General features: G+C 43.4%; 13 protein-coding genes and 5 pseudogenes. 7 read left to right on the top strand and 11 right to left on the bottom strand.

Features of this window, described 5'->3' with window-relative positions; translation table 11 throughout:
- Positions 1–330 precede the first annotated feature (330 nt).
- Positions 331–1,906 (top strand): annotated as a pseudogene (locus NSTCB13_RS26325) (CHAT domain-containing protein).
- A gap of 147 nt (positions 1,907–2,053) precedes the next feature.
- Positions 2,054–2,701: a hypothetical protein gene (locus tag NSTCB13_RS26320; RefSeq protein ID WP_448265802.1), complete on the top strand. Its 648-nt coding sequence runs from the start codon at positions 2,054–2,056 to the stop codon at positions 2,699–2,701.
- Positions 2,702–3,013: 312 nt separating this feature from the next.
- Here NSTCB13_RS26320 and NSTCB13_RS26315 read toward each other — a convergent pair.
- The 7 genes and pseudogenes from NSTCB13_RS26315 to NSTCB13_RS26285 form a co-directional block, all read right to left on the bottom strand.
- A pseudogene (locus NSTCB13_RS26315) lies at positions 3,014–4,397 on the bottom strand (PrsW family glutamic-type intramembrane protease).
- 123 nt (positions 4,398–4,520) lie between these two features.
- Positions 4,521–4,646, bottom strand: a complete 126-nt coding sequence (locus NSTCB13_RS26310; RefSeq protein ID WP_335002856.1) for a hypothetical protein — start codon at positions 4,644–4,646, stop codon at positions 4,521–4,523.
- A gap of 187 nt (positions 4,647–4,833) precedes the next feature.
- Positions 4,834–5,436, bottom strand: a complete 603-nt coding sequence (locus NSTCB13_RS26305; protein WP_445627372.1) for a DJ-1/PfpI family protein — start codon at positions 5,434–5,436, stop codon at positions 4,834–4,836.
- Positions 5,437–5,653: 217 nt separating this feature from the next.
- Positions 5,654–6,103, bottom strand: a complete 450-nt coding sequence (locus tag NSTCB13_RS26300) for a nitrate reductase associated protein (RefSeq protein WP_448274331.1) — start codon at positions 6,101–6,103, stop codon at positions 5,654–5,656.
- A 141-nt stretch (positions 6,104–6,244) separates the two neighbouring features.
- A complete protein-coding gene (locus NSTCB13_RS26295; protein WP_445627374.1) occupies positions 6,245–6,703 on the bottom strand; it encodes a phosphate-starvation-inducible PsiE family protein in 459 nt (152 codons plus the stop codon).
- A gap of 292 nt (positions 6,704–6,995) precedes the next feature.
- On the bottom strand, positions 6,996–9,224 hold the full coding sequence (locus NSTCB13_RS26290) for a molybdopterin oxidoreductase family protein (RefSeq protein ID WP_448274330.1): 2,229 nt from the start codon (positions 9,222–9,224) through the stop codon (positions 6,996–6,998).
- Positions 9,225–9,562: 338 nt separating this feature from the next.
- The gene (locus NSTCB13_RS26285) at positions 9,563–11,065 is read right to left on the bottom strand and encodes a NarK family nitrate/nitrite MFS transporter (RefSeq protein WP_448274328.1); all 1,503 of its coding nucleotides are present in this window, start codon (positions 11,063–11,065) and stop codon (positions 9,563–9,565) included.
- Positions 11,066–11,107: 42 nt separating this feature from the next.
- Between NSTCB13_RS26285 and NSTCB13_RS26280 the strand changes: the two genes are divergently transcribed.
- Positions 11,108–11,383, top strand: a complete 276-nt coding sequence (locus NSTCB13_RS26280; protein ID WP_448274327.1) for a hypothetical protein — start codon at positions 11,108–11,110, stop codon at positions 11,381–11,383.
- A 111-nt stretch (positions 11,384–11,494) separates the two neighbouring features.
- On the opposite strand, the gene NSTCB13_RS26275 is transcribed toward NSTCB13_RS26280, so the two are convergent.
- Positions 11,495–13,135 (bottom strand): ferredoxin--nitrite reductase, encoded by a 1,641-nt coding sequence (locus NSTCB13_RS26275; protein ID WP_448274326.1) that lies wholly within the window; start codon positions 13,133–13,135, stop codon positions 11,495–11,497.
- A 511-nt stretch (positions 13,136–13,646) separates the two neighbouring features.
- Here NSTCB13_RS26275 and NSTCB13_RS26270 point away from each other — a divergent pair.
- The 4 genes and pseudogenes from NSTCB13_RS26270 to NSTCB13_RS26255 all read left to right on the top strand — a co-directional run bounded on the left by NSTCB13_RS26270 (position 13,647) and on the right by NSTCB13_RS26255 (position 18,661).
- Positions 13,647–14,060, top strand: coding sequence for a QcrA and Rieske domain-containing protein (locus tag NSTCB13_RS26270; RefSeq protein WP_322709271.1), 414 nt, complete (start codon positions 13,647–13,649; stop codon positions 14,058–14,060).
- A gap of 49 nt (positions 14,061–14,109) precedes the next feature.
- Positions 14,110–15,473 (top strand): annotated as a pseudogene (locus NSTCB13_RS26265) (HEAT repeat domain-containing protein).
- 877 nt (positions 15,474–16,350) lie between these two features.
- Entirely contained in the window at positions 16,351–17,175 is an 825-nt protein-coding gene (locus NSTCB13_RS26260; RefSeq protein WP_448274325.1) for a WGxxGxxG-CTERM domain-containing protein, read from the top strand.
- A 508-nt stretch (positions 17,176–17,683) separates the two neighbouring features.
- On the top strand, positions 17,684–18,661 hold the full coding sequence (locus tag NSTCB13_RS26255) for a LysR family transcriptional regulator (RefSeq protein WP_448274324.1): 978 nt from the start codon (positions 17,684–17,686) through the stop codon (positions 18,659–18,661).
- A 90-nt stretch (positions 18,662–18,751) separates the two neighbouring features.
- Here the strand turns inward: NSTCB13_RS26255 and gcvP are convergent.
- The 3 genes and pseudogenes from gcvP to gcvT form a co-directional block, all read right to left on the bottom strand.
- Positions 18,752–21,686: pseudogene (gene gcvP / locus NSTCB13_RS26250) on the bottom strand (aminomethyl-transferring glycine dehydrogenase).
- Between the two features lie 204 nt (positions 21,687–21,890).
- Positions 21,891–22,280 (bottom strand): glycine cleavage system protein GcvH, encoded by a 390-nt coding sequence (gene gcvH / locus NSTCB13_RS26245; RefSeq protein ID WP_289797706.1) that lies wholly within the window; start codon positions 22,278–22,280, stop codon positions 21,891–21,893.
- A 124-nt stretch (positions 22,281–22,404) separates the two neighbouring features.
- A pseudogene (gene gcvT / locus NSTCB13_RS26240) lies at positions 22,405–23,542 on the bottom strand (glycine cleavage system aminomethyltransferase GcvT).
- Positions 23,543–23,743 lie beyond the last annotated feature (201 nt).

Here is a 23,743-nt window from a genome sequence, read left to right as displayed (position 1 = left end):
TCAAATACTCGATAAACTGGTAAAAACCTGGAATAATAACAGGTAACAATCACAGTAAAAAACTTACAAGGTCAAAAAAATAGAAAATTTTCACCTTGGAGAATTGTTATCAAAACAGAATAAAGGCGTCAGTCGTCAGAATTCAGAATGAATTATGTACTACTGATGGATGAATAACCGAGTTCAAAACCCTTACCATCTCTCTAATTTGGTGCAACACAATTAATGTCGGGTTTAAATCCCCTACTCATTTATTCTGAATTCTGAATTCTGGCGTATCTGTTTTCTTCTCTTGAAATTATTTTTTTTAGCTTTTAGTTTAATGAATCCATGCCATCCCTGAATTTGGCGATCGCCCGTCTCGTAAATACTGGCACTGACAACTTCGCCATTTGGGTGGTCAAGGCTCCGTATCCCAGTGGCTACGTTTTACGTGACTGTGTATGGCCTGTTGAACTTACCCAAGTCTGGCAAGAATGGCAGCAGATGTTTGCTGGTCATGGCCGCCTAGATATTTCCCCTAACTCAACATCTCAAAAGAGCAATCCATTCCCCATAGATTGGATTTCACCTCCTTCAGGGTCAACCTACTGGCCCCTACAGCAGTCGTCTGATGCAATACTTGGGAATGAATTTATGGCGCTGGGTATTCGACGGGCAAATTCTTGGTAGTCTAGAACGCAGCCGCGGTATTGCTATGGGTCAGCATACACGTTTGCGCTTTCGACTAGAAATTCGCGACCCGGATCTGATCGCTTTCCCTTGGGAAATTATGCAGCGTGAACCTGGTCAATCGGCGATGTCTCTCTCCCAAGATTTGCTATTTAGTCGCACCACCACAGAAGTTGACGCTTTGCCGTATTTGCGAACTGACCAAGCTTTGAGTATTCTGCTGGTTTTAGGCCATGATGACAAGCTGCAACTAGAACAAGAAGCCGCTATCTTACAGCAAGCTCTTGCAGATACGCCTGGTAATTCCCAAAGATATGCACCTTGTGTAGTGAATCAACTCATTCAACCAACTCCACAACAGTTGATTGATGAATTAGAAACCAAAGAATACAATGTTTTCTTTTACGCTGGACATGGTTTGCCAGACCCAGACGGAGGGTTACTGTTTTTGCGACCAGATATGCCCCTCAATGGCATAGAATTGGCGCAAGTATTGACTCGTACAGGTGTGAAACTAGCAGTTTTCAACGCCTGTTGGGGCGCACAACCAGCTGCGATCGATCGTCAAGCTATCCCTGCCAGCAGTTTAGCAGAAGTATTGATTCGTCATGGTGTGCCTGCGGTTTTGGGGATGCGCGATGAAATCGCTGACCACGAAAGCCATAGTTTTATTCAGGCCTTTACCGAAGCTTTGCGATCGCACAAGCCAATTGATGAAGCCGTAGCACAGGCTAGGCAAGAGTTGTTAACACTGTATAAATTTAATCAACCTGCTTGGACTTTGCCTGTTCTCTACCTGCATCCAGATTTTAATGGCGAACTCATTAAGAATCTGGATGAAGGTATTACCGAACTTCCAGATACAGCCATTCCTGATGTCGGTTCCTCGCTTCCGATTGCCAGTTTACGATCGCTGACTCCAAAAGGTAAAACCTGGTTACTGCGTTATGGAGTTACCCGCATCGGCCGCACGAAAGATAATGATATTGTCATTCCCGAACCATCTGTATCCAAACGCCACGCCGAAATCTTCTGCCGCAACACTCTTACAGATGCTACACTAATGCGAACTTATTACTTGCAAGATTTTTCCACCTACGGGACAACCTGGTTTTTAGGCCCTAATGGCTGGCAACAAATCCTCCGAGAGGAAGTCCCTTTGAAATCGGGGATGCAGTTAAAGTTTGGAAGTGCTAGAGGTGAAACCTGGGAGTTTGTGATTGAAGACTCCTAGCAAAGCTATTGCATAAATGAATTTGAGCCTTTAGCATTAACTTTTAAAATCTGTTTTTTTTGGAGAAAAAATCAACAGTTTTTGCGGAAATCTCTTCTTAGAACTTGTAGCTGTCAATACCACCAAATAATCATGAGGGAAGAAAATATGGCTCACAAAATTAACGGCTCAGACACTTTCTCATCTTTGCCATCTCAAGTAGATTTAGAGTTATTAGAAGCGTTACTAGAACCAGAGGATGCTAACTATCCCTGGAATCCATGTGATGAAGAATCAGAAGCTTATTTTCAAGAACTAGAACAACAGTTCGGAATGGAAGATTTGCAGGGTGTTGAACTAATGAGGCGATCGCAAGATTTTTACGGACATCTAGATACACTTTGGTCTAGCATTACTCCGACACCTGAACGCAATAATAACCTACAACAGGCAGTAGTGTTTAACCTTCAAGAAACATTACGTACAAATTTTTCTGCCTGTGTCCCTCAAATATTGCTCAACACCATCGCCACCAAAGCTGCTGAGATATTTGCCGCTCGCCAATTAATCAGCGAGCAACTGGTTGAGTGCGTTCAGACAGTACTACCAGCTTGGGGAACAGAGGATCTGATCGTTTTGGCTCGTCCTTTTGCTTACGCTATGCGAAGTAGGGAATCGCAAAATGTGGCATCTGCACTCGGTAGTCTTCAAAATAGCGAGTGGACAGCTTTATCAGAAGTAGATAAAGCAAAAGTTAGTTTAGCGATCGCTTCTTATGCTTTTACTGAACTTAACAAGTCTCAGCCAGAACTATGAATGGGGAATAGGGAGTAGGAAAAGTTTTCATTCTGCATTGTGTTCGTGTAACCCGCGCTTTGCGTTCACTCGATTCAGAGGTGTCTTTTGCAAAGATGTTGGTTTCCCTTACGCAAGGATATCGAGTCGAAAATCAAGACTTTTTGCAAGAAGTTTAATGATTTTTATTTTTATAGGTATATTTACCCCAGAATAAATTAACAGTACGCTGATTTTCAAATGAGGCCATCTATCCCAAGAGGTAGATACTCAAGCATTGGTTGTTCTCCTCCATCTTCCCCATCTCCCCCTGCCCCCTGCTCCCTGCTCCCCCTACTTTGGGCCAAGAAAACGGGTAGCAAAATTTTGCGATCGCGTTGGTGACAGCGCCCGTGCCTTGAGAATTGCCGCCATCAAAAAGGCGTAAGATAACACTCCAACAACTACCAATAGTAAGGCATTGATTGACCCTGTAGCATTCCAGAGAGCGTGGAGCGCCGAAGCACTCAGATAACCAATAGATAGAATTTGCCAACTTCTACTAGGTTTGAGGACAGCCAACCCGATAAAATAACCCAAATAGCCACTATAAGCCATGTGTCCGGCTACAGAGCCTAAAATTCGCGGAATTAGCAGTTGTAAACCTGCCAGTTGACCGGCAGCCCCTATACCCACCTGTTGCGTGACATTTTGAGTGATATCAGGCACATACTGACCGAGGGTTTCCAAGAGAGTAAAACCAACAGCAGAAGCCGTACCCAAGAGGATACCATCTAGAGGTTCCCAAATGCCGATACGTTCTCGCCAAGGTGAAGACAACATTCTACCGATGGCAAAAGCCCCTAGTACAGGTAATGCCTTGAGTAATTCCTCCATCAACCCAGCGCCAAAAAACATCCGCACCAGTAACTCTGTGAAGGTGATAGATTCTTGGGGTGTGGGCAAGCTTCCAGGTAAAATGCCGCGAAATACAAAAATAAATAGATCCAACAGGGGACTGAGCAAAATCAGGATTGTACCCAATGACGTAGCCATTAGCACCCACCAAGGCTTTTGTTTGCCGCAAAGTTGGTAAACAAAATAGTAGGCAGCGAAGGCGATATAACTTGCGACAATCACTTGATTAGCTTGTGGGCGACCGACTGTAGCGAACATCAGTACCACAAAAATTACGGTCAGTATTCCCGGTACGAGGTAAGCTTTAGTAGTTAAATCTTTACCAGTGGAAATAATTGGAAAAAGCTGGGTGAAGCTAACAGAATCTGGCTGCTTTAATTGTGTGTGGTTGTGGTAGTCCGTCGCCGAAGGCAGTGGTGTAACTTGGTTCACTGTCGTCGCCGGAGTCAGTGAGGTATACTCGTATTCAAAAATGTATTGCGGCCCATCAGCACCTAGAGAAATGCGATCGCCTGGGTGCAATTCCTGACATTCATATAAGCGTTGTCCATTCAAATAAGTGCCATTAGCACTATTCAAGTCACAAAGCACCCAGCTAAATTTGCTATCTGGGGATAGAGAGAGGGGACGAACCACTGCATGACGACGAGATACCATTCGGTACATCATGGCATCCAAGACAACTTGGCAGCTGGGGGTCGCGTCCAATTACCATCTCTTTACTGGGGGGCAGCGAGTAGCGAGATTCTGCTCCCAAAGCTGCCCCATTACCAGACACTAGCCGCAGAAATGCATTATGTCTTGCGTTTTTGCCTGTCATCGATAAGAAGTGCGTTTCTAAACTAATTCTTCACATAATTTGGCAGCAGGACTAACCTTAGCCACATTAGCAGCAGCATTGCTAAATCCACTATAGCTTCACTTCTTGCTAAGAAATTTAAAATTATTGGTGCAAGATTTCAAATTGTTTCACCTCATGTAAAGAAGTATTCCATCTGCTGAGAGTTTGCCCTAAAACTGGCTTGTTCGGCGGCTCAATCAGATTGTCTCGATGCTGTACTTTTGACATCGTAGCTGCAAATTAAACCCACTGCAATTTATTAAAAAATAGTATTTTTTACTGCATTTAGTTCCATTTCAAAAATATATAATTTTTAGTCGTCTGTTGTCAGTTGTTTTTGCCAAAGCTCTTTTGGAGTAGGGAGTAGGGAAAGAAACTGTTATGAAGTGAACCAAAAGATTTCTAGTATCTTGTCTCAAACAACTGTAGTCAATTCTGGGTGTTCAATCTTAGTTCCAAGTACTGTGAGGAATTCTGCTAGCCAATGTGGGTGAGCAGGCCAAGCTGGTGCTGTCACTAAGTTACCATCAACTATTGCCCGATCGACAGGGATATCAACATAGATTCCTCCAGCACTCTTGATATCTGGGCTACAAGCAGGGTAGCCAGTACATCTCTTGCCTTGCAGTACATCAGCAGCTGCTAATAACTGCAAGGCGTGGCAAATGGCAGCAATCGGTTTATTGGCTTGGGCAAAGTGACGGGTGATTTCTAGCACCTGCTGATTGAGGCGGAGATATTCTGGTGCCCTTCCTCCAGGAATGACTAAGGCATCGTAGGTTGTGGCTTCTACTTCTGCAAACGTTGCGTTTAAAGTAAAATTGTGTCCGGGTTTTTCGCTGTAAGTCTGGTCTCCTTCAAAGTCATGAACTGCTGTCCGCACCCGATCGCCAGCTTTTTTATCGGGGCAAACTGCATGGACAGTGTGTCCCACCACTTGCAATGTCTGGAAAGGAACCATCACTTCATAGTCTTCTACATAGTCGCCAACAAGCATCAAAAGTTTCTTTGCGGCCATATATTTGTTACCCTCACCTATTAGTCATCAATAGTTGTTTATAAAGTAAATATTAATTTAGAGTCAGCTTTTTTCGGCGTTAGTTTATGTACGAGTTTTTGATACCTAACATCAATCACTGTGCTGTCATGTATCATTTCAGAGTGGCAACTTAACAAAAATTAATACATCTTCTAGGAACACGACGATAATTCAACGATTACGATCGAATGGTAAATTAAAGCAGATTAAATTCTGCGATCGCTCTCGGAAAATTTTTGTTTTCATGTCCTGGCTGGCTGAGTTTAATCAAAGCAAAACGCTGTAAGGGTGTTAAAGCTGCCCAACGTTGCTGTGTCAGGGTTACACCTATTTCTTGAGCTTTTTCTTGAACCCTAGCTGGTACAGTGGCATCTAGCCATGCAGGATGAGGCTCGATGGGCAATTTTGTCGCTGGTACACCTGTGCGTTGTATGATTAATTGCTCGATATGCTCGCGGTAAGACTGAATTTCTGTTTCTGTAGTGCAAGGTAATTCCACTAAAGCTTGCCGTTCACCTGTCGTCATTTGATTCCAATCAGACAATTTTAGCTTGATACCACAGGTATCTAATTTACAACGCACCTGCATAGGGATGCAACGCAGAGAATCAACAAAGTCTGCTTCAAATTGAAAGAAATCTGTCACGTCGCTTCGCTCCGAATTCAAAATTTAAAATTCAAAATTAATAATTGATCCTGTTGCTTAACAAACCCAAAATTGCTGTACTTTAAAAGTGGTCTGTATTCCATACAATTGAGAACCACTATAGTTTGTTACGCATTTTATTTAGCTTGGATCTTTGGAATTACTGAGACGAATTATTAAATAACTAATTGATAAAGCAAGAATAGCTATACCTAAGCCAATTATATCAATTCCTGGAACTTTTTCTAAGTCAAGAATAATAATTTTTCTGGCAACAGCTATTAAAGAAGTGACAATCACTAATTCAACCTGAAAAACATGTCGTCGGAGATAGGCGGTAATATTTTCTAATATTTCTAAAGCAATTAAAATATTTAAAAATAAACCAAAAATTTTATACAAAGTGGAGTTAAATTGTCCATAAGGAACTGTAAATAACTCTTTAAAAATAAAAATTCCTAAATCTCCGATCGTTACCAAAATTACGACCACCATAAAAATAGATAGAACTTTAGAAACTAGCACTTCTATATTTTCAATAATGTGCATGAAGTTCTCATCTGTGGTAGCTCTTAGAATTCGCCTCATTAGCTTTTTCATCTGCTGCACCCAATTCTCAAATAAAAGAAAATCCCATAGATAAATCTAAAGGATTGAAAAAAATTGACAATTTTTTGTAAGTTTCTATGCTTTTTTATTCTTTATCCATAGCGAAAATAAACTCTAGTAAAATCCCTTGTTACTAAAAATTTACCTCTTTAGATATAGTAATTGGTAACAGTCAAAATTAGAGAGTTATAAAAAATGATAATAACTATTGACTATTGATTATTGACGAAATTACCTGTTGCTGGTTATGAATTACCACTTCTGAGCTACACTTTGCAGCTTACTATTGTGAGGACTGGAGTTGATAATCTTTGATGGGAACTTCCACCGAAATTGGTATCAACTGCACAGCACAGGCTTTTAATTCTGGTTGTAGCGAATCGGGGCAAGATTCTGGATGGGTGAGGGCGTTGGCTTCGGCATTATCTGCCCACAGCGAACCCCAGTGCATAGGGACAAAAACTGTACCAGGTGCGATCGCTTTTGTGACTTTAGCAGGAAACTTCGCTTTACCACGACGCGATCGCACTTCTATATACATACTATCGGCAATACCTAACCGAGCAGCATCACGGGGATGAATTTCGATAAACGGTTCGGGATGCATTTTGCAAATTTTTTCAATTCGACCAGTGCGTGTCTGCGTATGCCAATGTCCGTAAAGTCTTCCAGTAGTTAGTACAAACGGATAATTTGGGTCTGGTGGTTCCGCCAATCCCTTGGAGTAATATGCCCCAAATCGAGCGCGTCCGTCAGGGGTGTGGAAGCGGAGATTGGTGTAGAGGCGTTTGGAGTTAGGAGTAGAGACGCGATTAATCGCGTCTGTACAAGAGTCAGAAGATTCTAATTCATAACTTTTTTCTGGGTGAGGCCATTGAGTCGGCCCTTTTGCTTGTAATTGCGGGTGACTGACACCTGTCATATCGCAGGGGCGATTTTTAGTTAGTTTGACAAACTCAGCATAAACATCAGCAGAGTTAGCAAAGGCAAATTCTTTCTCAAAACCTAATCTCCGTCCAACTTCGGCAAAAATTTCCCAATCGGCTTTAGCTTCTCTTGGTGGTTGGCGAAATGCTTGACACAGAGTTACCGTCCGTTCGGAGTTTGTCATCACGCCAGTTTTTTCACCCCACTGAGCTGCTGGTAGTAGAACGTGAGCGTAGGCAGAAGTTTCTGTGGGATAATATGCGTCTTGGTAAATAGTGAAAGGCGATCGCAACAATGCCTTTTTAGTCCGCTCTAAATCTGGCATACTCACAGCGGGATTAGTAGCTGCAATCCACAGTAATCCGACAGCGCCATTTTCCAACCCAGTAATCATGTCCCAAGCAGTCAAACCGGGATTGGGTGAAATTTGTCCTGGCTTGAGTCCCCAAAACTCTTCAACTTCTGCACGGTGCTGCGGATTTTTCACTACTCGATAACCCGGTAATAAATGCGCCAAACCTCCGGCTTCCCGTCCTCCCATCGCGTTCGGTTGACCAGTGAGGGAAAAAGGGCCGGCCCCAGGTTTGCCAATCTGTCCAGTCATCAGGTGCAGGTTAATAATCGTTCTTACCTTAGCCGTCCCTTCGGAGGATTGATTCACACCCATTGACCACAAAGACAGTACCCGCTCAGATTTACCCCAGTAACGTGCTGCTGTTTCTAAATCTTCAATACTGATTCCACATTGACGAGCTACCACTTCTGGCGGATAGTGGCGAATCACCTCAGCATAAGCCGGAAAGTTGCTGGTGCAGTCGTCCATGAACATCGTATCAATATAGTTCCAGCGCATCAACAAATGGGCAATGCCGTTCAACAAGTCGATATCTGTACCGGGACGAATGGCTAAATGTAAATCAGCGGCTTCTGCGGTTGGTGTGCGACGGGGATCGACCACAATCATTTTGACTTTGCGGTTCTTTTTGTGATATTTCTCCAGTCGATTGAAAACGATGGGGTGACATTCAGCCGTATTAGTACCAATTAAAAATGCACAGTCGGTTAACTCCAAGTCATCGTAACAGCATGGGGGCCCATCTGAACCAAAGCTTTGAATGTACCCAGCCACAGCACTAGACATACATAAGCGAGAGTTGGCATCAAAATTATTAGTACCCAGACAGCCTTTCATAAGTTTCTGGGCTATGTAGTAATCCTCAGTTTGAAACTGACCGGAACCATACATACATAAGGCTTCTGGCCCTTGAGTGAAACGCACGGTTTGAATGCGTTTGGCGATCAGATCGAAAGCTTCATCCCAGCTAACGCGGCGAAACTCTCGCTCTAAGGAGTCTCGCACCATTGGGTAATGTAATCTATTTTTATCTAAAGATTCTGCGATCGTTGCACCTTTGACGCAAACCATACCCTGACTGGATGGATGGGCTTTATCACCCCGCACCCGCCAAGTCGGATTTCCTTGACTATCTCGATTAGTTGCTTTGCCAAGTTGAGCTGGGGGTGAAACTTCTAAACCACAGCCAACACCACAGTAGGGGCAGAGAGTTTTGGTAAATTCACTCATGGCAGTTGTACCATTTTGTTATTTTGATTTTGCAACCTCAGATGTAGCGGCAGTTTGAGAAATTTGTTTGTTATGCAAACTCTTTGAAACGAATGGCACGCTTGTAAAGTCCAAAGGCTTTTGTCGTCTTGTTCCCAGCCTGGAGGCTGGGAATATATTTAAAGTGGGCTTCTGCCTCTTATCAAGCTACTGGAGGCAGAGCCTCCCAGAATGGGTTCCCAGCCTAGAGGCTGGGAACCAGTTATGTATCTTTTTTTAGTGTCATTCGACTAAAGTCTTTAGTACGAACTATGAGAATTTATTTGCCTTATTGCTTACTCTCTGTTTTCAAGACAGGTCTATTCTTCAGTTAAGAAGATAGGGTTTTTCGTTGCGGTTTCTGGTAATTCACCTTCAAATGCAGGGGCAAAGGAACCTTTTGGTTCTTTGAGGAAGAAGGCACACATGAAAGCACAAACTAGTGCAGCTAAACCCATTGTGGAAAATAGTGTGGGAGCGTCGGTTAAGCTGAAAATTGTCAGGTAAACTACGCCGCCAAAATTACCGTAAGCTCCGACATTACCGGCAATTTGTCCAGTGGCTTCTTTTTTAATTAGGGGAACGATGCTATAGGTTGCGCCGCAGCCAGCTTGGGCAAAGTAAGCGGCAATCATTGTCACTGCGATCGCTACTGGAATCGGCCAGTTACTATTAATAAAATGTGCCATCAAATAACTAACACCAATGCCAGCGCTGATAATTGTCATTGTCCATTTTCGGGAGTTAAATTTATCAGAAATTAAGCCACCACTAGGACGAGAAATCAAATTTAAGAATGGATAGGTAGCAGCAATCATTCCAGCGACAACATGTTCTAAAGCAAAGGTTTTTTCAAAGAATGCTGGAAGCATGGAAACGGCTGCCAGTTCGCTACCAAAGTTAGTGATATAAGTGAATTCGAGTAAGGCTACTTGACCAAATTGGAAGCGTTCGGATGGAGCGTAAGTTTTCTTGCCAATTAAAAGTTCTCGGTTTACTTGCCAAGCTTTGTAACTTTGGTAAGCAAATAATCCTGCTAATAGTAACCAAATCAAATACATTTGGCTCAAAGTTAGGAAGTGAATGTTCTTTTGTTCCAAACGCCAAGCCAATAAACCCAAGGCGAAAATTAAACCAAAATTCGAGACAATCATCGCCCAAAAGCTTTTAACACTGGTCACTTCCAGAGAACCATTTTTCTTAGGTTTTTTGTAAATTTTACCTGGGGGCGTATCTTGGACGTTGTTGTAATAAATTACGCCGTAGATAGCTGCAATAATCCCTGTAAATGCGATCGCAAATCGCCAGTTAGAAGCACCACCAGCGAAAAAGTTCGTAGAAACTGCAATTATCGGTAAGGCAAATTCTGCGCCAAAAGCCCCAAAGTTACCCCAACCGCCATAAATACCTTGAGCAATTCCCATCTCCTTCGGCTGGAACCATTCGGACACCATACGGATACCCACAACGAATCCAGATCCGACAATTCCCATCAGCAAACGGCTGATGACTAGTTGATTAAAGTCTTGCGCTAGCGCCGTCGCTAAACAAGGAACAACCGCAAACATTAGCAGCATTGAGTAAGTGATTCTGGGACCAAAACGATCCAGAAGCATCCCAATAATTAGGCGTGCGGGAATTGTAAGAGCAAGGTTACAAATGCCTAAAGTTTTGATTTGTTCTGGTGCTAAATGTAGTTCTCTGCCAATGGTTGTAGCGAAGGGGGCAAAGTTAAACCAACAAACAAAAGTCAGAAAGAAAGCAAACCAAGTCTGATGTAAGATGCGGTAGCGATCGCTAAATGAAAATAAGTTTTTAAGCATTGCAATCTTTCTAATTGAATAAAATACGGAAAAGATGAGCCTTTGAACTCGGAAGTTGCGCCTTTGAACTCGGAAGTTGCACCTTTGAACTCGGAAGTTGCACCTTTGAACTCGGAAGTTGCGCCTTTGAACTCGGAAGTTGCGCCTTTGAACTCGGAAGTTGCGCCTTTGAACTCGGAAGTTGCGCCTTTGAACTCGGAAGTTGCGCCTTTGAACTCGGAAGTTGCGCCTTTGAACTCGGAAGTTGCATCTTTGAACTCGGAAGTTGCACCTTTGAACTCGGAAGTTGCGCCTTTAAGGTTAAAATCTGAGTTTTAACCAATGACAAATGACAAATACTTCGGCTTACCTCGGCTTTGCTACCTCGACTTCGCTCGGCACAAGTCGGTACGAGTCGCTCAGTACAAGTGACAAATGACAAATCCCCAATCAGTTACTAACCACTAAGGCTTCTTTGTTGAGTTTTGCCCCAAACTTTTGGATGAGTAAATCTTGCAATATTGGCTGCAAATCTTCGCATGGGATACCTTTGATGATGCAAGTTCCCAAATGGGCATCTTTGCCAACTTTGCCGCCCATATATATGTCAACACCTTCCAAGGTTTTGCCATTTTTGCGAGTTTTAGTTCCCATCAAGCCGATGTCTGCAACTTGGGGTTGTCCGCAAGAGTTGGGACAACCTGTCCAATGAATTCGCACTGGTTTGGTGAAAGTTAACTCTTCTTCTAAGGCTTTAATCATTGCCAGGGCGCGGTTTTTGGTTTCGATCAGGGCAAAATTGCAAAATTGCGCGCCTGTGCAAGATACTAGCGATCGCGTCAGCAAACCTGGATTGATAGAAAATCTTTCCAGCAAAGGCTCAGTTAAAAATGTTGCTAAACGCGAGTCAGCAATATTGGGTATAACAATGTTTTGCTCAACTGTGAAACGGATTTCGCCAGTACCGTAAACTTCGGCCAGACGGGCAATTTCAAACATATCTTCGGCATACAACCGACCGACAGGAATGTGTAAGCCTGCGTAATTTAATCCTGATTGCTTTTGTTTATATACCCCGATGTGGTCGCGTTTTTCCCAGTCGATCTCGTCTTTAGGTGCTGCGGATATTAATGATTTACCCAAACGGTTTTCTACTTCTGCTCGAAACTTATCTAAACCCCATTCATCGATTAGCCACATCAAACGCGATTTTTGGCGATTAGCACGCGGCCCATTGTCGCGAAAGACTTCCAAAACCGCTCTACATACAGCTACCACATCTTCTGGAGCCACCCAAGCATTCAGCGGAATCGCCGCCTCACAACGTTTAGCTGAGAAAAAGCCACCGACTAAAACGTTAAACCCGAAAATTTTGTGGTGAGAATGGATAGAGGAGAAATTTTGCTCCCCTGCTCCTCGGTCACTGAGCGTAGTCGAAGTGCTGCTCCCCTGCTCCCCTGCTTCCTTAAATGCTGGCACAAAAGCTAAATCGTTAATTTCAGCGTGAACTGAATTGTCTCGTCCACCTGCGATCGCAATATTAAACTTCCGTGGTAAGTTGCTAAATTCTGGGTTTCCTTCCCCTTTATTGGTGAGCATATCTTGAATTTGCTGTACCAACTCTCGCGTGTCGTACAACTCATCTGCATCTAACCCCGCCACAGGATCGCCTGTGATATTGCGGACGTTATCCATCCCTGACTGAACGCTGGTTAAACCAACTGCGTGAAATCTATTAAAGATGTCTGGTAAATCTTCAATTCTGATCCCCCGTAATTGAATATTCTGTCTAGTAGTAATATCAGCGCAACCATCATCACCGTAACGCTGCACTACTTGCGCTAAAACACGCATCTGGCTGCTGGTAAGAATACCGTTAGGCATCCGCAACCGCATCATAAACTTACCTGGGGTAACTGGGCGAAAAAACACGCCTACCCATTTAAGTCGATGATCGCGATCTGTTTCGTTCATCGCCTCCCAACCCAAGGCGGCAAATTTCTCTATTTCACTCTTGATGGCGAGTCCATCTTTTTCTGCTTTTAATTTCTCAAACTTATTAAGGCTAGTGGTAGTTGCTGTGTCTGTCATGAGTTTGAATCTCGTTGCAAATTACTGATACGATCGGTAACTGTGGTCATAATTTCCCAATTCCAATCAGTCCGTAGTTACATCAGGTGTTGTATCTACGAGATTTAGGGAATAAAAACTTAATATTTAACTACGGCTGATTATTTTTACTCAAGAACATTCCAACGCAAAACTTCAAATCCGTGGTTAGTTAAGGAAAATTTGTGACCATTTACATCTTGGGAATTTGTCAAGCAGGTTTAGATAATGTTCATGTAACAATTTCGATACTCATAACTTAAGGTGACTTTTGTGTTAAAATCGTATAAATTGTTACGATTTTTGGAAAAATTTTTCAAAAAATGCATGAATAGTATGCATTACTTGCATTAAAGTCACCCATAAGCGATGCAGCGCCCTTAATCAACGGTATTTGAGAAAACTGAAGTAATTTTGGATCGCCATAGACTAATCTAAAATCCAAAATGGAATGGGAGATGTTAGCTAAAACTTAGATATTATTTCAGCAGTTATGAAACGTCGTGACTTTATTAATTGGGTAGGTTTGGGCTGGATTGCGAGTTCTCTACCTGTAGCGATCGCAGCTTGTTCTTCTCAAACAACTCCAGCATCTAAAGATTGGCAAACAGTAGGTACATCGGCAGATTTAGATAAGACAGGTCAATTGCTGGCAAAAAACTCACCTGCTGGGCCTGTGCTGGTAGTCGGCACATCTAAAGCCGGAAATCTAACTGCTGTTGACCCTACTTGTACTCATGCAGGTTGCACTGTAGCATGGAAAGCAGATGCCAAAAAATTCGCTTGTCCCTGTCATGGTTCGGAATATGGAGCCGATGGTAAAGTGCAAAAAGGCCCAGCAACCGACCCCCTAAAAACTTACGCCGCTAAGATTGAGGGCAATTCTGTTTTAGTTAAGCCAAGCTAGTGGAGGCAGGGGACAGGAGGTAGAAAATTGATAATTCAAGCAAGATATTGTGAGTAATATCAAACAGCTTTTGGTACAAGCCGAGGCAGCACATAATGCCGCTGATTGGTCATCACTAATTCAATATTTGCAACAATTAGTTTTAGGGGTAGATTCGGAAGATCCAGAGATAGTTAAAAATCGAGAATATCTTCTAAAATTAACACTTTCCATCTTAGAAATGGGCGATTTTCAGCAACGCTGGGAAATTACCAAAGTGTTGACTCACTTTGGCAATATTGCTATCCCACCACTCGTTGAAATATTAGAAGATGAAAACGCAGAAGACGAATTGCGCTGGTATGCAGCAAGGACTTTGGGCGAATTTAAACACCCAGAAGCCATCGCGTCAATAGTTGAATTGTTGAAAAATGATGAGGATGAAGAACTCAAAGCGATCGCAGCTACAGCACTGGGGGACAAATGGGTACTGTTGCGATTGCTTCACTAACTGAACTTCTTTTAGACGAAAATACACGATTGTTAGCAGTGCGATCGCTTTGTTGTATTCGGCAACCAGAAACCATCACGCCGCTGTTGAGTATAGTGCAAGATCCACAAGCAGCAATCCGCGCCGCCGCAATTGAAGCCCTCAGCAGTTTTCATGACGAACGCATACCGCCAGTATTGTTGAAAGCTTTGGACGATCCAGCCGCCACAGTGAGGCGTGCAGCAGTGCTTGGTTTGGGTTTTCGCCCCGATTTACATCAAGCATTAGATTTAATAACGAAACTGCAACCCAAACTTTACGACTTTAACCTTGATGTTTGTTGTGCAGCCGCAGTTACCCTTTCTCGAATTGGTAGTGATGACGCTGCTAAATACTTATTTGATTTGCTGATTTCACCTCAGACACCGATAACGCTGCAATTAGAAACCATCCGCGCTTTAAGTTGGGTGGGAACGTTATCGAGTTTGGAATATTTGCAAACAGCACTGAATCAAAGTACATCAGCAACAGTGTGGCAAGAAATTGTCACAGTTTTGGGACGAGTGCAAAAACCGGAGTTAACTACACCAGCGGTAGAAATATTACTGCAAATACTGCGATCCCTTCTCTACGAGACGCTACGCGAACAGCAAGCTTCTCTACGAGATGCTCCGCGAATGCTAACGCAGCATCCGGCCACAGAGGTTGCTAGCATCAAAAGTGCGATCGCTTTATCTTTAGGACAGTTAGGCGAAATGCAGGCAATTGAACCATTGATTTCCCTGTTAGCCGATCCGAATGCATCGGTGAGACTACATGCGATCGCAGCACTGAAAAATCTGGATGGAGAAGCCACACATCAACAATTGCAGCAGTTAGCGAATAATGACGCAATCACACCAGATTTAAAACAAGCAATAGCGATCGCTTTAGCGGAATGGTAAATTTCAGTGTCAACTTTTAATCGCGTAGCGTCTCGTAAAGTCTGCGGCATAGCTACGCTTAGGGCGCAGCCTCTCCTAGATAAGAGAGGATTAAAATCCTGATTACAAACCTTTAATTATTTATGCCGTTCTACTGAACTGGCAAGAAAAGTATTCCTTAAGTCTAAAGTAAGACACATCTGGAGTATGAAGTTATAAGTTTTCAGGTGAAATAAGATTGTGAAGTATTCTTAATAGAGTCTCAACTGCTAGCAGCATCCGGCTGTATAGAGTTTTTAGTTCATTTAGATCGAAATAACTAAAAGCTAATGTCAATAAAGTAATTATATAGGACTCGTATTTGATTTTTGAAAAAAACTCAGTATACATTTATTCCTTCTTCCCTATTCCCTCCCTACGCAAATAATTTCTCCGAATCAAAGCGGATTCCTATATAAACTAACCTAACTTGAATGCCAAATTAATTCTTGGGATATAAGTGGTTTTACTCTTATGGTAGAAGTCTGATGAAAAACTAACACTTATGCTATCTAACAGTAACAAAATGATTCACAATAAGTAATGAATAAAAATAGGATAGATAGAAATAAGTGTAACAATAGTTATTTTCTATTTTGAACAAGCGATTTTGTTCGTAAGTTCTTAATCCTAAATTAGTAATTACTGATTATGAGTTATTTTGCTTAATGTGACAAAGAAAGAACGAGTTGTTAGTAGTATTTTCAAATACTTTCAACTTTTCCAGAAGAAGTTAAGTAAAATACTCTGCAATCTGCCTCGTCATAATTTACCTAATTTAGTAGTGGATTGAAGAGACAATATTGCTTTTGTAAATCAATCAACGATACAAATCTAGAAAATAAAAGGAACCATAAGCATGAAGCCTTTCAATTTATCTAAAGCTGTTTTAGCTACTGTATTTGCCATCAGTTTCGCTTCTGTATCCTTACCTACTTTAGTTTCCGCCCAAAGTGGAGGTTCCGGCAGTGGAGGCTCCGGTAGCGGAAGCTCCGGTAGTAGCACTGGCTCAGGTACTGGAACTGGAACTACAGGGACTGGAACCGGGACAACAGGCACTGGAACTGGGACTGGAACCGGGACTGGCTTAGGTACTGGAACTGGAACTACAGGCACTGGAACTGGGACAACGGGCAGTGGAACCGGGACAACAGGCACTGGCTTAGGTACTGGAACTGGAACTACAGGCACTGGGACAACAGGCACTGGCTTAGGTACTGGAACTGGAACTACAGGCACTGGAACTGGAACTACAGGCACTGGCTTAGGTACTGGAACTGGAACTACAGGCACTGGAACTGGCACAACGGGCGCTGGAACTGGAACTACAGGCACTGGCACAACAGGTGGTGGAACAACGGGCAGTGGAACAACAGGCACTGGTACTGATACCACAGGTGGAACAACGGGCAGTGGAACAACAGGCACTGGCACTGATACCACAGGTGGAACAACAGGTACTGGCACTGATACCACAGGTAGTGGAACAACAGGCACTGGCACTGATGCCACAGGTACTAACAGAAATACAGGTGTCGCAGCTTCCGAAAGAACTAGCGATCGCGGTTTCAATTTTGGTTGGCTAGGTTTACTTGGTCTAGCTGGTTTAGCTGGACTGCGTAATCGCGAAAAAGTTCGGGCTTATAGAGATCCCGATGAAGTAACAGGTTCTCGCTCTAGATAGCATTCACCACATTTTAGGAGGGCACAGCTATAGTTTGTGCCCTCTATGTCTTTTGCAAATCTGATGCGATCGCAGCTGTATCCCTAAGTTGTACAAAAACAACCTGACCTACGGTAACATTCAGGTAATTGAGATGCGAAGTTCAAATGATTACTTTATCTCAATTAGAAACCGCTATATAATCCGTCGCATAACGATCGAGTGAAACACTGATAGTTCGCTACAGTTCAACTATTAGCTTCTGTAATCACAAGAGAATGGCTCAGAACGATACCGTTAAAAATATTATCTAAAAATTCATATATTTCAGCAGAAAATAGTTAATTATTTTTTGGGCGAAATTTACCGAAAAAATCGGTGCAAAGCGCATCATTGACAATAAAGGCGGTCAAATCTGATTTACTTAAATGTTAATCAGAGAAAAAAAGCTGTAACAAACTCTACTAAATTGTGGATAAAAATCCGTTAACTTTATAAAACTGATCAATGTAATTCAGGCTACATAAAAATGCGCCTAGAGCAGTTGCAAGCCTTTCTAGCGATCGCCCAAACCGGCAGCTTTCAACAAGCAGCGCGAACATCTGGTGTCACCCAATCGACGATTAGTCGCCAAATCCAAGCATTAGAAGCAGATTTGGGGATAGAACTGTTTCACAGAAGCACTCATGCCAAACTGACACTAGGAGGCGAACGTTTGTTACCCCGCGTTCGTAAAATTTGTCAAGAGTGGCAGACTGCTACAGAAGAATTAGCCGATTTAATCGCCGGAAAGCAACCAGAACTTTGCATTGCCGTGATTCACTCTCTCTGTGGATCTTACTTACCACCAGTGTTGCAAAAATTTTGTTATGATTATCCAGATGTGCAATTGCGGGTGACTTCATTGGGAAGCGATCGCGCCCTGAAAGTCCTCAAAGATGGATTGGTAGATTTAGCAATTGTAATGAATAATCGCTTTTTAACCACCAGTAGAGAAATGGTGGTAGAAGTACTTTATGATGAACCTATAGAAGTTTTAACCGCAGCCAATCATCCCCTGGCACAATATGAATGCGTCCCTTGGTCGGAGCTAATTCGTTATCCCCAAGTGGTTTTTAAAGATGGTTATGGGATGCAACGCTTAATACAAGATAAATTTGAGCGGATGGAAGCTACACTCCAGTCGGCTTTAGAGGTAAATACCCTAGATGCCTTCCGGGGAGTTGTGCGCCAAGGGAAATTGATAGCTTTGCTACCTCAATCAGCATTACTGGAAGCACGTCTTGACCCTACCCTGGCGATTCGTTCTTTAGCCAGTAATAATACTAGTGGTTTAGCAGATGGTTCCAGTTTGACTCGACGGGTAGTTATGGTGACAACTCAAGATCGTCTGCAAATTCCTCCCATTAAACATTTTTGGCAACTCGTGCAAGAAAATATCCCACTGCAAATTAACCAGCAGCGATCGCCTTCCTCAACTGCGATTTTATTGGACAACGTAAGTTAATTAAAGCAACGCGATCCCAATTTTAAAAATTCCAGCGAAAAAAATAATCTATCGTAGGGGGCACAGCTAGCTGTACGCCCCTACTTCAGTTTAATAAGCATCCATTGGCAGACAAGAACAAACAAAATTGCGATCGCCAAAGGCTGCATCAATGCGACCGACAGCTGGCCAGAATTTATATTCACGAGTCCAAGGCGCAGGATAGGCAGCTTGTTCGCGAGAATAGGAATGCTGCCATTCTCCAGTAATTAAACTTTCGGCAGTGTGGGGTGCGTTCTTCAAAAGATTATCTTGGATATCCACTTTGCCAACTTCTATTTCGGCAATTTCTTGACGAATAGAAATCAACGCATCACAGAAACGATCCAACTCTTGCTTAGATTCACTTTCTGTAGGTTCCACCATGATTGTACCCCCTACAGGCCAGGAGACAGTCGGCGCATGGAAACCGTAATCTATGAGACGCTTGGCAACATCATCGATTTCGATCGCAGCTGATTTTTTGAGCGATCGTAAATCTAAAATACACTCATGGGCAACTAGACCATTTTTCCCCTGATACAAAACCGGATAGTACGATTCCAGTTTCTTGGCAATGTAATTAGCGTTGAGAATCGCCACCTTAGTCGCATGGGTTAAACCATCTGCACCCATCATGGCGATGTACATCCAAGAAATCACCAGAATACTAGCACTACCCCAAGGCGCAGCCGCCACAGCACCAATATGTGAGTGCTGAGTTGAGTCGTTGATAGTAACAACAGGATGTCCGGGGAGGAAGGGCACAAGATGAGATGCAACGCCAATAGGCCCCATACCAGGGCCACCACCACCATGAGGAATACAGAAGGTTTTGTGCAGATTCAAGTGACAGACATCCGCGCCAATATCCCCAGGACGGCAAATTCCCACTTGGGCGTTCATATTTGCCCCATCCATGTAAACTTGTCCGCCATAACTATGGACAACAGCGCAGATTTCCTGAATTGGCTCCTCAAAGACACCGTGAGTTGAGGGATATGTCACCATTAAGGCGGCTAATTCATTGCTGTGTTTTTCTGCCTTCGCCTTCAGGTCAGCAACATCAATATTACCTTGTGAGTCACAGGCAACCGCTACTACCTTCATCCCGCACATCACCGCACTTGCTGGGTTTGTCCCGTGTGCGGAGGTGGGAATCAAACAAACATTACGGTGTGCTTCGCCCCGATTTTCGTGATATTGACGAATTACTAAAAGTCCAGCATATTCGCCCTGAGAACCAGCATTTGGTTGTAGAGAAATTCCCGCAAACCCAGTAATTTCAGCTAACCATGCCTCAAGTTGCTGGAATAGGATTTGATAGCCTTGCGTTTGCGACGCCGGGGCAAATGGATGAATCTTGCCAAATTCCTCCCAACTTACCGGAATCATCTCAGCTGTTGCATTCAACTTCATTGTGCAAGAACCCAAAGGAATCATTGATGTCGTTAGCGACAAATCCTTGCTTTCTAGCTTGTGCAGATAACGCAACAATTCCGTTTCTGAGTGATAGCGGTTAAAAACTGGGTGAGTGAGATAGGTGCTTGTACGGGCAAGGCTTGAGTTTTGTAGAGGTGATTTGCGCTGTGCTGCAATTAAGTCTCCAATTTCTTTAAAACCGAGAAATAGACTATCAGGCGCTGCAAAAATCTCCAAGACCCTCTACCAAATCATCTACTGTAGTTGTTTCATCTAGAGAAATACCAACAGCAGTGTCATCAAAAATTCGCAGGTTAATATTCCTTGCTTGACAAGCTTCAAGAATTACTTCTAGGCTGCGTGTTCCCAATTCCACCCGCAGTGTATCAAAGAAATCTTCAGAACTAATTTTGTAACCTAGATGCTTAAGCCCTGCTGCCAACATTAAAGTTAGCTGATGGATATTCTCAGCAATTCGTTTCAATCCAGCAGGGCCATGATAGACGGCGTACATACTCGCCATCACCGCCAGCAGCACCTGTGCAGTACAAATATTACTAGTAGCTTTTTCGCGGCGGATATGCTGTTCGCGGGTTTGCAATGCGAGACGTAATGCAGGCTTACCTTGGGCATCTTTTGAGACCCCCACAATTCGCCCTGGAACTAGCCGCTTATACTCTTCCTTCGTAGCGAAATATGCCGCATGAGGCCCCCCAAACCCCAAAGGAATACCGAATCGCTGAGTGCTTCCGACAGCAATATCAGCGCCAAATTCCCCAGGAGGGGTCAGTAAAGTTAAACTTAGAGGATCTGCTGCTACCGTCACCAATGCACCCTTAGCATGGGCTTTTTCGATAAAAGCGCGGTAGTCATAAATAGTGCCATCACTTGCAGGGTATTGCAGAACAGCCCCAAAAATTGCTCGCTCAAAATCAAATGTTTGATGATCCCCAACAACGATCTTAATCCCCAATGGTTTAGCACGTGTTTGCAACACATCAATGGTTTGGGGATGGCAATCGCGAGAGACAAAATAGGCATCTGCCTGATTTTTAGAGACACCATAGCTTAGGCTCATCGCTTCTGCTGCTGCTGTGGCTTCATCAAGTAACGAAGCATTGGCAATTTCTAAACCTGTAAGGTCAATAATCAGAGTTTGAAAATTCAGCAGCGCTTCTAGTCGCCCTTGAGCAATTTCTGGCTGATAAGGAGTGTAGGCAGTATACCAACCGGGGTTTTCTAGGATATTACGCCCAATCACAGGTGGGGTAATACTGTCGTAATAGCCCATACCAATGTATGAACGGAAAACCTGATTTTTGGCAGCAACTTTTTTTAACGATGCCAGTGCTGCATACTCGCTTTCTGCTTCAGGTAACTTTAGCGGTTGCTTCAGCCGAATTGCCTGTGGAACTGTTTGGTCGATTAGGGCATCCAGGCTGGAAAACCCCAAAACCTTAAGCATTTGCTGAATATCATTGGAGTTAGGGCCAATGTGTCTTGGCACAAAACTACTTAAATTTTTACTTTTTTCGTCCAGCACTTGCTGCTCATGAGACTTGAGAATAGGGGCGTTCAATACCACAAATTACTCTCCAGACGGTACTATTTCATATTTTGCAATAAATACTCTTAAACTGGGGGCTGGGGACTGGGGATTCGGAAGATATTGGATAGGTGAATAAGAGTAATTATTAATTACCTTCTCCATTCACCTAGTCCCTTACTCTTCCACTCAACACTCAGCACTCAGCACGGGCTAAACGCCCCGCTGACGCTAACAGCACTATTACTCCCCTTCTACTTGGGCGCGATACTCATCTGCTGTCAAGGCATCTTCAACTTCGCCAGGGTCATTGACGCGCACTTTTAAAAACCACCCTTCCCCGTAAGGGTCTTCTGACACTTCTTCGGGAGAACTAATTAAGGCTTCATTCCGTTCTATAACTGTGCCTGTTACTGGTGAATTCAGTTCTTCAACGGCTTTCACTGATTCAATTGTGCCAAAGTTTTCTCCCCTGGTAAGAGCATCGCCAATTTCTGGCAGTTCCAAAAAGACGATATCACCTAATTCATGTACTGCAAACTCAGTAATGCCAATGGTGGCAATTTCACCATCGATTCGCACATATTCATGAGAATCTAAGTATCTGAAATCTTGAGGATATTCAAAAGACATATCACTTCCTCTCCCTTATCAAAAAAACTATTTCCCTAACAGTCATCCAAGTCATATCTGGTAATGAACCTTAGTGTAGTTGAATAACTCACAACACATTATTCCTCAAAAACCTCGACGCTTATCAGTTGGTAACACGATTTTTTGACCGATAAAAGGGACGTTTAACTACAACTGCTGGATAAGTTTTGCCGCGAATTTCGACTTCTAGCTGCTGACCGACAGTTGCTAGCTGGGTGGAAATGTAAGCTAAGGCAATAGGATAACCAAGTGTCGGTGACAGGGTGCCACTAGTAACTTCTCCCACAACTTTACCTGTGGATAACACTTGATAGCCATGACGGGCAATGTTGCGTCCTTGGGTTTGCAAACCTACCAATCGGCGCTTTACTCCAGTGGCTTTTTGTTGTGCTAAAACTTCCCGACCAATAAAATCGCCTTTGGTATCTAAGTGAACTAGCCATCCCAAACCTGCTTCTAAAGGTGTGGTGATGTCATCGATATCTTGTCCGTACAGTGCCATCGCTGCTTCTAAGCGCAGAGTGTCTCTCGCACCGAGTCCACAGGGGATAACACCATTTTTATGGAGAGTTTGCCACAATTCTACTCCCACATTCGGGTCTACCATCACCTCAAAGCCATCTTCTCCGGTGTAACCTGTGCGGGCTAGGAAGGCAGGTTTACCTAGTAGAGTTGCTTCTAAATGTCCAAAGGCTTTGATTGGTTGCAAGTCTTCTTGCACTAATGGCTGGAGATATTTAATCGCTTTTGGCCCTTGGACGGCAATTAAGACTTTATCTGGTGAAAGGGTCTTGGAATTGCACCTTATCCAAGTCAAGGTGTTGCAATAGCCATGCTTTATCTTTACCAGAAGTTGCCGCATTGACTATGATGAATGCTTTTTGTGTACCACTGGTGTCTTCACCTTGATAATAAACAATGATGTCGTCAATAATTCCCGCTTGGGGATTTAACAATACGGTGTATTGTGCTTGACCGGGTTGCAAACGACTCAAATCGGAAGGTACTAGTGGCTGGAGTTGGGAAATCAGGTTTTTACCTTGGAGGGTAAATTTGCCCATGTGGGAAATATCGAACATTCCGGCTGTATTTCTTACAGCCTCGTGTTCGCGGCTAATTCCACTAAATTGCACGGGCATTTCCCAACCGCCAAAGCTGGTAAGGCGTGCTTTGAGTTCTACACCCAATTGATATAAAGGGGTTCGCGCCAGAGATTGGGCGTTGTCTTCTTGATTAGCCACAGGTAATTATTGCGTAGATGCGGAGCAACTTGCCGTTAGGCATCGCACCTCAACATCTATCATCCTACGAGAGATTAGGGAAGAGGTGACAGGGGATAGGGGACAGGAGACAGGTGACAGGGAACAGGTGATAGGAAATAATCTGTACCCTATAACCTGCACCCTATTCCCTTCTGTGAGGTTTAATAGTTAATGGTGGCA

The sequence above is a fragment of the Nostoc sp. DSM 114160 genome, from assembly GCF_053470305.1.
This window is presented reverse-complemented; position numbering and strand designations above follow the sequence as displayed.